Annotated in this window: 8 protein-coding genes; 5 read left to right on the top strand and 3 right to left on the bottom strand. The window is 74.1% G+C overall.

Going from position 1 to position 8333, the window contains the following annotated elements; all coding sequences use genetic code 11:
* Nucleotides 1-289 (top strand): HEAT repeat domain-containing protein (locus ABZW03_RS32390; RefSeq protein WP_355266283.1); only part of this gene is annotated, 289 nt, incomplete at its 5' end.
* A 76-nt stretch (nt 290-365) separates the two neighbouring features.
* Here ABZW03_RS32390 and ABZW03_RS32385 read toward each other — a convergent pair.
* Nucleotides 366-731 (bottom strand): hypothetical protein, encoded by a 366-nt coding sequence (locus ABZW03_RS32385; protein ID WP_355266280.1) that lies wholly within the window; start codon nt 729-731, stop codon nt 366-368.
* A gap of 283 nt (nt 732-1014) precedes the next feature.
* Between ABZW03_RS32385 and ABZW03_RS32380 the strand changes: the two genes are divergently transcribed.
* Nucleotides 1015-1284 carry a GlsB/YeaQ/YmgE family stress response membrane protein gene (locus ABZW03_RS32380; protein WP_355266278.1) on the top strand — a complete coding sequence of 90 codons (270 nt, stop codon included), beginning with the start codon at nt 1015-1017 and terminating at the stop codon, nt 1282-1284.
* Between the two features lie 39 nt (nt 1285-1323).
* On the opposite strand, the gene ABZW03_RS32375 is transcribed toward ABZW03_RS32380, so the two are convergent.
* Complete coding sequence (locus tag ABZW03_RS32375) at nt 1324-3225, bottom strand: amino acid transporter (RefSeq protein ID WP_355266289.1); 1902 nt, start codon at nt 3223-3225, stop codon at nt 1324-1326.
* A gap of 434 nt (nt 3226-3659) precedes the next feature.
* Here ABZW03_RS32375 and ABZW03_RS32370 point away from each other — a divergent pair, with 434 nt between their 5' ends.
* The gene (locus ABZW03_RS32370; RefSeq protein ID WP_355266286.1) at nt 3660-5192 is read left to right on the top strand and encodes a N,N-dimethylformamidase beta subunit family domain-containing protein; all 1533 of its coding nucleotides are present in this window, start codon (nt 3660-3662) and stop codon (nt 5190-5192) included.
* A 10-nt stretch (nt 5193-5202) separates the two neighbouring features.
* Here the strand turns inward: ABZW03_RS32370 and ABZW03_RS32365 are convergent, their stop codons facing one another.
* Nucleotides 5203-6030 (bottom strand): hypothetical protein, encoded by an 828-nt coding sequence (locus tag ABZW03_RS32365; protein WP_355266275.1) that lies wholly within the window; start codon nt 6028-6030, stop codon nt 5203-5205.
* 159 nt (nt 6031-6189) lie between these two features.
* On the opposite strand from ABZW03_RS32365, the gene ABZW03_RS32360 reads away from it, so the two are divergent.
* Nucleotides 6190-6924, top strand: a complete 735-nt coding sequence (locus ABZW03_RS32360) for a polyprenol monophosphomannose synthase (protein ID WP_355266272.1) — start codon at nt 6190-6192, stop codon at nt 6922-6924.
* Between the two features lie 132 nt (nt 6925-7056).
* Nucleotides 7057-8333, top strand: a 1277-nt coding sequence (locus ABZW03_RS32355) for an aromatic acid exporter family protein (RefSeq protein WP_355266270.1), incomplete at its 3' end; no start/stop codon positions are given.

Genomic DNA, 8333 nt, shown 5'->3' with positions numbered 1-8333 from the left:
GTGGTCGCCGGGCTCGCGCTGCGGGCCTGGGGCATGCGCACCCTGGGCCGGTACTACACCCGCACCCTGCGCACCGCCGACGCCCAGCCGCTGGTTCGGGCTGCGCCGGCGCGGCCCGGTGGACCTCCTCGCCCGCCTGGCCGCCCACCCGGACCCGGGGGTGCGGGCGGACCTGGTCTGGACGGTCGGGCGCTGGTCCACCCCGGGCGTCGCCGACCTGCTGGACGGCCTGGCGGACGATCCGCACCCGCGGGTCCGCGAGGCCGTCGCGGCGGTCCGGGACCGCTGAGGCCCCGGCCGCTGGAAACCGCCGTCGGGTCGTACCCGTCGCCGGGCCGTCCCCCGTTCCCGGTCGTGCGCGGGCGTCAGGAGACGCGCTTGAGCTGCCAGGAGTTCTTCTCCAGGCTCGGCACCGCGGAGTACTGGCAGCCGGAGGCGTAGAAGGTGCTCACGATCGTCCAGCCGTCCGGCGGCCAGGTGGAGGCGCAGGCGTTGACCACGGTGCCGACCGGGTAGCCGGTGAGCTGCATGATCTTCTTGGTGTTCGGGGTGAACCCGGAGCCGCAGCCGAAGCTGTTCCACCACTGGACGTCCACGAAGCCGCTCGGCGTCAGCGAGGAGGAGCAGACGGTGCTGGTGTCGCCGGGCGCGGCCTGGGCCGTCCCCATGGTCAGGGTCATCGCGGCGGCGGCACAGCCCAGGGTCAGCACGGCGGAACGAAGGCGTATCACGTGGGTCGGCTCCTCTCGGCGACGCGGCCCGTCCGCGTCCCGCCCATTCCTATCCGTGCGGGCACGCCGGCGGACAGCTCCTTTCCGGCCCGTCCTGCGGCGCGTTCTCGCCGCCCGTCCCCACCGGAACCGGCCCCCAGGCCCGCCGGCACGGCGCTGACCTGCGCGGTCTCCTGTCGACATGCCTGTTCGCCCGATCCGGGTGATCATGGGACGAACCGCGTCAACGGCGATTCGGCGCACCGGGCCGTCGGCCCGGGGAGCGCCCGGAAGGTGGACTGCGATGTTCCAGCTCCTGTGGATTCTGCTCATCGGCTTCGTGCTGGGCGTGATCGCCAAGGCGATCCTGCGCGGACCCCAGTCGATCCCCTGGTGGCTGACCATGCTGCTCGGCGCCGCCGGGGCCTGGCTCGGCAACGCCGTCTCCGGCTGGATCGGCGTCCGCCACACCTCGGGCATCGACTGGATCCGGCACATCCTGCAGGTCGGCTTCGCCGTCGCGCTGGTGGCCTTCGTCGCCCCCGCGTGGAGCAGGTCCCACCGGAGCCGCTGACCGGCCGAGGGGCCGCCCCGCCGTCGGCCGGACGGTCCCTCAGCCCACGTGGACGGCCGGGCGGCGCGAGCGGTCCGGCTCGGCCTCGCGCAGCACCTCGCGGGTGACGGGGGCGATCTCGCCCTGTCCGAACAGGAAGAACCGCAGGAACTGGGCGAAGGGGTTGCCCTCGGTCCACTCGAAGTAGATGTGCGGCTGCTGCCCGGTGAGGTCGCGGACCTGGAGCAGCAGGGCGGCCAGCGCGTTGGGCACGCTGGAGCTCTCCAGCGCCAGCACCCGGTAGCGCTCGTGCAGCACCTCGCCGCGCACGGTCAGGACGGCCTCGAAGTCGGACGGGTCGAGCACGGTGACCTCGACGAAGACCAGGTCGTCCTCGGCCGGGATGTCGTTGTCCCGCCGGATCTGGTGCATCTTGTCGCGGTACTCGGCGAGGTCCCGGCTGTTCGGCTCGTTGGCGATCAGCCGCAGCGGGCGGTGGACGTAGTCCCGGACGAACCGCTCCGCGACCTCGTCCAGCACCACGTCGGTGACGCGCAGTTCGAAGGCGCGCTTGAGCCGGGAGAGGAAGGACACCAGCATGATCCCCGCGATGAAGCAGGCACCGATCTTGACGCCGTCCGGCCGCTCGACGATGTTCACCGCGGTGGTGTAGAGGAACACCGCGGAGATCACCGCGAAGCCGGCCCGCCAGCGGCGCTGCCCGGCCTTGTGGGCGGCGATGGTGACGGCGATGGCGGCGGAGCTGATCAGCACCAGCACGCCGGTCGCGTAGGCGCCGCCCTGGGCGTCCACGTTCGCGTCGAAGATCCAGGTCACCAGGAAGGCGATCAGGGTGAGCACGATGACGGTCGGCCGCACCGCGCGGGCCCAGTGCGGGGCCATCCCGTAGCGGGGCAGGTAGCGCGGCATCAGGTTGAGCAGCCCGGCCATCGCGGAGGCCCCGGCGAACCAGAGGATGGCGATGGTGGAGAGGTCGTAGACGCTGCCGAAGGTGCTGCCCAGGTACTCGTGGGCGAGGTAGGCGAGCGCCCGCCCGTTGGCCTGGCCGCCGGGCTTGAACTGGTCCGCCGGGATGAGCAGCGTGGTGATGAAGCTGGTGGTGATCAGGAAGACGCTCATGATCGCGGCGGCGGTGGTCAGCAGCTTGCGGGCGCCGCGGATGCGGCCGGTGGGCTTCTCCTCGGTGTCGTCCGGGTCGCCCTCGATGTGCGGCATCACCGCGACGCCGGTCTCGAAGCCGGACAGGCCGAGCGCCAGCTTCGGGAAGACGGTCAGCGCGACGCCGATCATCGCGATCGCGTTGCCGTGCTCCACGGTCAGCGCGTCCGTCCAGTCGGTGAACACGTGCGGGGCCCTGAGCACGTGCCACAGCCCGTTGGCCACCACCACGACGTTCAGCGAGAGGTACACCCCGACCAGCACCACGGCCAGGCCGATCGCCTCGCTGAAGCCCTTGAGGAAGACGGCGCCGAGCAGCGCGATCATGACCAGGGTCAGCAGGACCTGCTTGCCGGTCAGGGCGCTGTGCAGGTGCGGGTTCTCCACCAGGTGGGCGCCGGCGTCGGCGGCCGACAGGGTGATGGTGATCATGAAGTCGGTGGCCGCGAAGCCCAGCAGGGTGAGCACGAAGAGCTTGCCCTGCCAGAACGACAGCAGCCGTTCCAGCATCGCGATCGAGCCCTCGCCGTGCGGGCTCTCCTGGGCGACCCTCCGGTAGACGGGCAGGGCGCCGAGCAGGGTGACGACCACCAGCACGATGGTCGCCAGCGGCGAGACCAGCCCGGCCGCGAGCGCGGCGATGCCGGGCTGGTAGCCGAGGGTGGAGAAGTAGTCCAGGCCGGTCAGGCACATGACCCGCCACCAGCGCTGGCCCTTCACCTGCGGCAGCTGGGCGTGCGGGCCGGGGTGCTGCTTGGCCATGTCCGCGAGGCCTTCGAGCATCCAGGCCCGGAAGCGCTCGCGCCGGGTGACCGGCCCCGCCCCCGGTTCGGCCGACCCCGACGACACCACGTGCTCCCCTGTCCACGACTCGGCCGGGCGCGCGGCTCCGGACCCCCTGTGGCCGCCGGACGGCGGGCCTGGTCAGGCTAGGGGACGGGCTCGCCGGGCCCGTCGACCTCGCGGGCCGACACGCCCGGGTGCGCCCGTACGGCCCCGCCCCGGCGGCGGGCCTCCTCCCGCGGCGGCGACGGCCCGCGGCGGCGCCCGGCCCGGCGCGGCGGTCTGCCGGGGCCCCGCGAAAGGCGCGAGGATGTCCGCGCGAGCGCCGGGCCGGGCCGGGCGCGCCCACGGACAGCAGTACGGACGAGCAGCACGGACGCAGGGAGGTCGCGGTGGCGGAGCCGAGCCGGCGGGGGATTCTGGGCCTGGGCCTGATGGCGGCCGCCGTCACCTCCTGCGGCCCCGGCCGCCCGGGCCCGGCCACCGCTCCGGCACCGTCGGCCCCGACGGCCGCCTCCGCGGCCGCCGCCCCCGCGTCCGCCGTCCCCGCCACCGGCGGCCCGACGAGCGAGCGCTCGCTCCCCGGCGACCCCGACTGGGAGATCACCGACCCCGGCCCGGACGACGCCGTCGAGGGCTTCGCCGACCGGGTCAGCGTCCTGCCCGGCGAGTCCTTCGGCCTGCACGTCTCCACCCCCGCCGCCGCCTTCACCATCTCCGCCTACCGGATGGGCTGGTACGGCGGCGCCCGCGCCCGGCTGGTCTGGCGCCGCGAGCACGTCCCCGGCGGCCGGCAGGCCGCGCCGCAGGTGGACCCGGAGACCCGCACCGTGCTGACCGGCTGGCAGCGCACCCTCGCGGTGGACACCGCCGGCTGGCCCGAGGGCGCCTACCTGCTGCGCCTGGACGCCGAGGACGGCTCCGGCCGGCGCTACGTCCCGCTCACCGTCCGCTCGGCGAGCACCGCCGGCCGGACCGTGGTCATGAGCGCCCCGGCGACCTGGCAGGCCTACAACGAGTGGGGCGGCCACAGCCTCTACAACGGCCCGACCGGCGGCCTGGCCACCCGCTCGCTGACGGTCGTCTTCGACCGGCCGTACGACTACGACCACGGCGCCGGGCTGTTCCTGGTCTACGAGGCGCCGCTGATCGCCCTGGCCGAGCGGCTCGGCCTGCCGCTGGCGTACACCACCGGCATCGACGTGGCCCGGGAGCCCGGCCTGCTGGCCGGAGCCAGCGCCGTCCTGTCGCTGGGCCACGACGAGTACTGGTCGCCCGAGCAGCGGGCCCACGTGGTCGCGGCCCGGGACGCCGGGACCAACCTGGCCGTCCTGGGCGCCAACTGCTGCTACCGCCGGGTCCGGTTCGAGCCGACCGGGCTCGGGCCGGACCGCGCGGTGGTCTGCTACAAGGACGCCTGGGCGCGGGACCCGGGGTACCGGGCGGGCGCCCCGGCGACCACCGACTTCCGGGCCGGCCCGGATCCCGACCCGGAGAGCTCGATGCTCGGCGTCCGCTACGACGGCTACCCGGTGGACGCCCCGTACGTGGTCACCGAGCCCGGGCACTGGGCCTTCGAGGGGACGGGCGTCGCGGCCGGGGCGTCCTTCCCGCACCTGGTCGGGGTCGAGTACGACCGGGTGGACGCCGGCTTCCCCACCCCGCGCCCGATCGAGGTGATCGCCCACTCCCCCGTGGTCTGCGACGGCCGCCGCTCGCACGCCGACACCGCGTACTACACCGTGCCGAGCGGTGCCGGGGTCTTCGCCACCGGGACGATGCGCTGGGTCGAGGCGCTGGACGCCCACGGCCCCGGCGGCGGCAGGGCCGACCACGGCATCGACGCGCAGGCCGGGGACCTCGTCCGCCGGGTCACCGAGAACGTCCTGCGCGCCTTCGCCGCCGGCCCCGCCGCCCACACCCACCCGGCCCAGGACAACCTCACCACCGTCTACGGCACGGCGTAGCGGCTCCGGCTCAGCCGGTGGCCGGCGGGGTGAAGGTCTCCACGGGACCGAAGTCCGAGCTGCGCTCCGTCGTCACGACCGGCTTACCGGCGACCACCGTCGACTGCGAGCTGCGGACCGTCCGGCCGAGCCGGTCGATCCACAGCTCGCAGTCGGCCGGGCCCACACCCTCGTTCTGCCGCCCGACCCCGTAGTTCGGGTCCGCGCGGCGCAGCTGCTCCGGTGAGAGCCGGGCGGCCAGGTGGAACACCGGCACGCCCGCCTCGACCTCCATGCCCTTGCGGGCGGCGGGCCCGGCGTCCAGCAGGACCTTGGCGAAGCCGTCGTCGTCGTACGTGCCGACCCCGGCGCTCGCCGGGGCCTTCTGGTCCGTCGTCCACCGGGTCTCACCGTTCTCCTTGCTCCGCCGGTAGACGGCCTGGTCGATGACCACCGTCTCCTCCCAGGCCAGGACGGAGGACCCGCGGACCATCTTGCTCTCCCGTCGGGCTCCCTCGGCCGGGGTGTTGTGGTTCGACCGGCCGGTGACGGTGGTCACCTCCTTCTCGGCGCCCTCGCCCCGCTCGACGGTCATCTCGAAGGTCGCGGCGTACGGCTCCTTGGAGCGGTGGGCGATCGCGACCGCAGGATCGAAGGCTCCGGCCGCGTCGGCCGGTGCGCCCGTGGCGGCGGCGGACGCACCGGTCCCGTCGGCCGGTGCGCCGGAGGCGGTAGCGGACGCTCCGGTCGCGGGGGCGGCCTGCGGCGGAGCGGCGTTGTCGGCGCCGCAGCCGGTCAGCGCGGCCAGTGCGAGGACCAGGGCGGTGACGGGCAGGGCGGTGCTGTGACGGATCGTCAAGGAGGGCTCCGGGTCGGCGTTCGGCAAGGGCGACGGCAGCCTCCCACATCGGCCCATCGCGGGCGAACGGGTTTCCGGTCCCGGCCGGGGCGGGAGGGGGGCGGGGCCCCCGATACACTCGCACGGTCGCATCCGGAGCAGGCACGAGGGAAACAGAACATGGTCGAGGCCTCCCCCAAGGTCGTTGTGGTCGTCCCCACGTACAACGAGCGGGAGAACCTCCCGGTCCTCGCGGGCATGCTCGCGGAGCTCCCGGTACCCAACCTGCACCTGCTGGTGGTGGACGACAGCTCCCCCGACGGCACCGGCGAGATCGCCGACAAGCTCGCCGCGGACTCCGGCGGCACCGTGGGCGTGCTGCACCGCACCGAGAAGGACGGCCTCGGCCGCGCCTACCTGGCCGGCATGGCCAAGGCCCTGGACGAGGGCGCCGACGTCGTGGTGCAGATGGACGCCGACCTCTCCCACCCGGCCGCGGCGATACCCGCGATGGTCGAGACGCTGCTCACCGACGACACCGCCGTGGTGCTGGGCTCCCGCTACGTCGACGGCGGCTCGACCGCCGAGGAGTGGCCCTGGCACCGCAAGGCGCTCTCCGCCTGGGCGAACTTCTACGTCAACGCGATCCTCAGCCTCGGCGTCAAGGACGCCACCGCCGGCTTCAAGGCCTGGCGGGCCGGCACCCTGCGCGCCATCGACCTGCCGACCGTGCAGAGCAACGGTTACTCGTTCCAGGTCGAGATGAACTACCGGGTCGTCAAGCAGGGCATGACGATCCGCGAGGTGCCGATCCGCTTCGAGGAGCGGATCGAGGGCGCCTCGAAGATGAGCATGGGCGTGCAGGTCGAGTCCGCGCTGGCGCCCTGGAAGCTGCGCTTCAACCGCGAGGGCTGACCCGGCGGGCGAACGGCGGGCCGACCCGCCGGGCCGCCGCCGGGCCGCCGTCGGCCCGGTGCGGTGCGGTCGTCCGGGTGCCGGACGGCCCCCGGGCGGTGTGAACGGCGGCCACGGGGAAAGAAGGGCGACATGGCCCTTCTCCCGGAGTCACTCGCGGACCTGGTCCGCCGCAGCGCCCGAGAACCGTTCGTGGTCCAGACCGTCCGGGCCACCGTCGCGGCCACCATCGCCTACGCGGTGGCGACGCAACTGAGCAGCGAGCCCGCCCCGCTGACGGCTCCGCTCACCGCACTGCTGGTCGTCCAGGTCACCGTCTACTCGACGCTCAAGATGAGCATCCGCCGGGTCAACTCGGTGGTGGTCGGGGTGCTGATCGCGATCGGGTTCAGCGCCGTGGTCGGGCTCTCCTGGTGGAGCCTCGGACTGATCATCCTGGCCTCGCTGGTCGTCGGCCGGTTCGTCCGGGTCGAGGAGTTCGTCCAGGAGGTCGCGATCAGCGCGATGCTGATCCTGGGCGTGACCAAGCTGGCCTCGCAGGCCTGGGACCGGGTGCTGGAGACGCTCATCGGCGCCGCCGTCGGCCTCCTGTTCAACCTGCTGTTCGCGCCGCCGGTCTGGGTGGACACCGCCGGGGAGTCGATCGAGGACCTCGCCCGGCGGGCCCGCCAACTACTGCTGGACATCGCCGAGGAACTGGGCCGCCCCACCCCGGTGTCCCGGGCCGCCGAGCGGCTGCACGAGGCCCGCCGGCTGGACCAGGCGATCGCCGACGTGGACGCGGCGCTGCGCCAGGCCGAGGACAGCCTGCGGTTCAACCCGCGGATCAGCGAGGGGCTGCTGTCCCGGCTGGTGCTGCGCACCGGGCTGGACACCCTGGAGATCTGCGTCGTGGTGATCCGGGTGCTGGCCCGCTCGCTCACCGACCTGGCCAAGCGGCGCGCACCCGACGAGCGGCTCTTCCCGCCGGACGTCGCGGTGGGGCTGGAGGAACTGCTGGCGCACGTCGGCGGCGCGCTGGTGAGCTTCGCAGTACTGGTGACCACCCAGGTCAGCCGGAACGCTGAGGAGGCGGAGGAGCGGCTGACCGCCGAGCTGGCGGCGGCCTGGGCCTGCCGGGAGAACGTCGCCCAGGTGCTGCTGCGCAAGGTCCAGGAGCACCCGGAGGCCTGGCAGTTGCACGGTTCGATACTGGCCGAGGTGGACCGCATCCTGGACGAGCTGGACCTGGAACACCGCAGCCGGCGGCTGATGGAGGAGCTGGACCGGGCCTCGGTGGCGAACCGGGAGCGGTTCTCCCGCTACGCCTGGCTGCGCCGCCTGGTGCGCGGCGAGCGGGCCCGTGACGGGCGGGGCGGCGGCGGGCGGGGCGGCGGCCGGGGCGGCGGCGGGCGGGGCGGCGGCCGGAC

The organism is Kitasatospora sp. NPDC004799, assembly GCF_040609095.1.
In the GTDB taxonomy this organism is placed as follows: Bacteria; Actinomycetota; Actinomycetes; order Streptomycetales; family Streptomycetaceae; genus Kitasatospora.
The sequence above is the reverse complement of the archived record's forward strand: the minus strand, read 5'-3'. Positions and strand labels throughout refer to the sequence as shown.

Coding starts and splice junctions, on each gene's coding strand:
- ABZW03_RS32380 (WP_355266278.1), top strand. CDS start 1,015: ATGTTCCAGCTCCTGTGGATTCTGCTCATCGGCTTCGTGCTGGGCGTG.
- ABZW03_RS32375 (WP_355266289.1), bottom strand. CDS start 3,225: ATGCTCGAAGGCCTCGCGGACATGGCCAAGCAGCACCCCGGCCCGCAC.
- ABZW03_RS32370 (WP_355266286.1), top strand. CDS start 3,660: ATGGCGGCCGCCGTCACCTCCTGCGGCCCCGGCCGCCCGGGCCCGGCC.
- ABZW03_RS32360 (WP_355266272.1), top strand. CDS start 6,190: ATGGTCGAGGCCTCCCCCAAGGTCGTTGTGGTCGTCCCCACGTACAAC.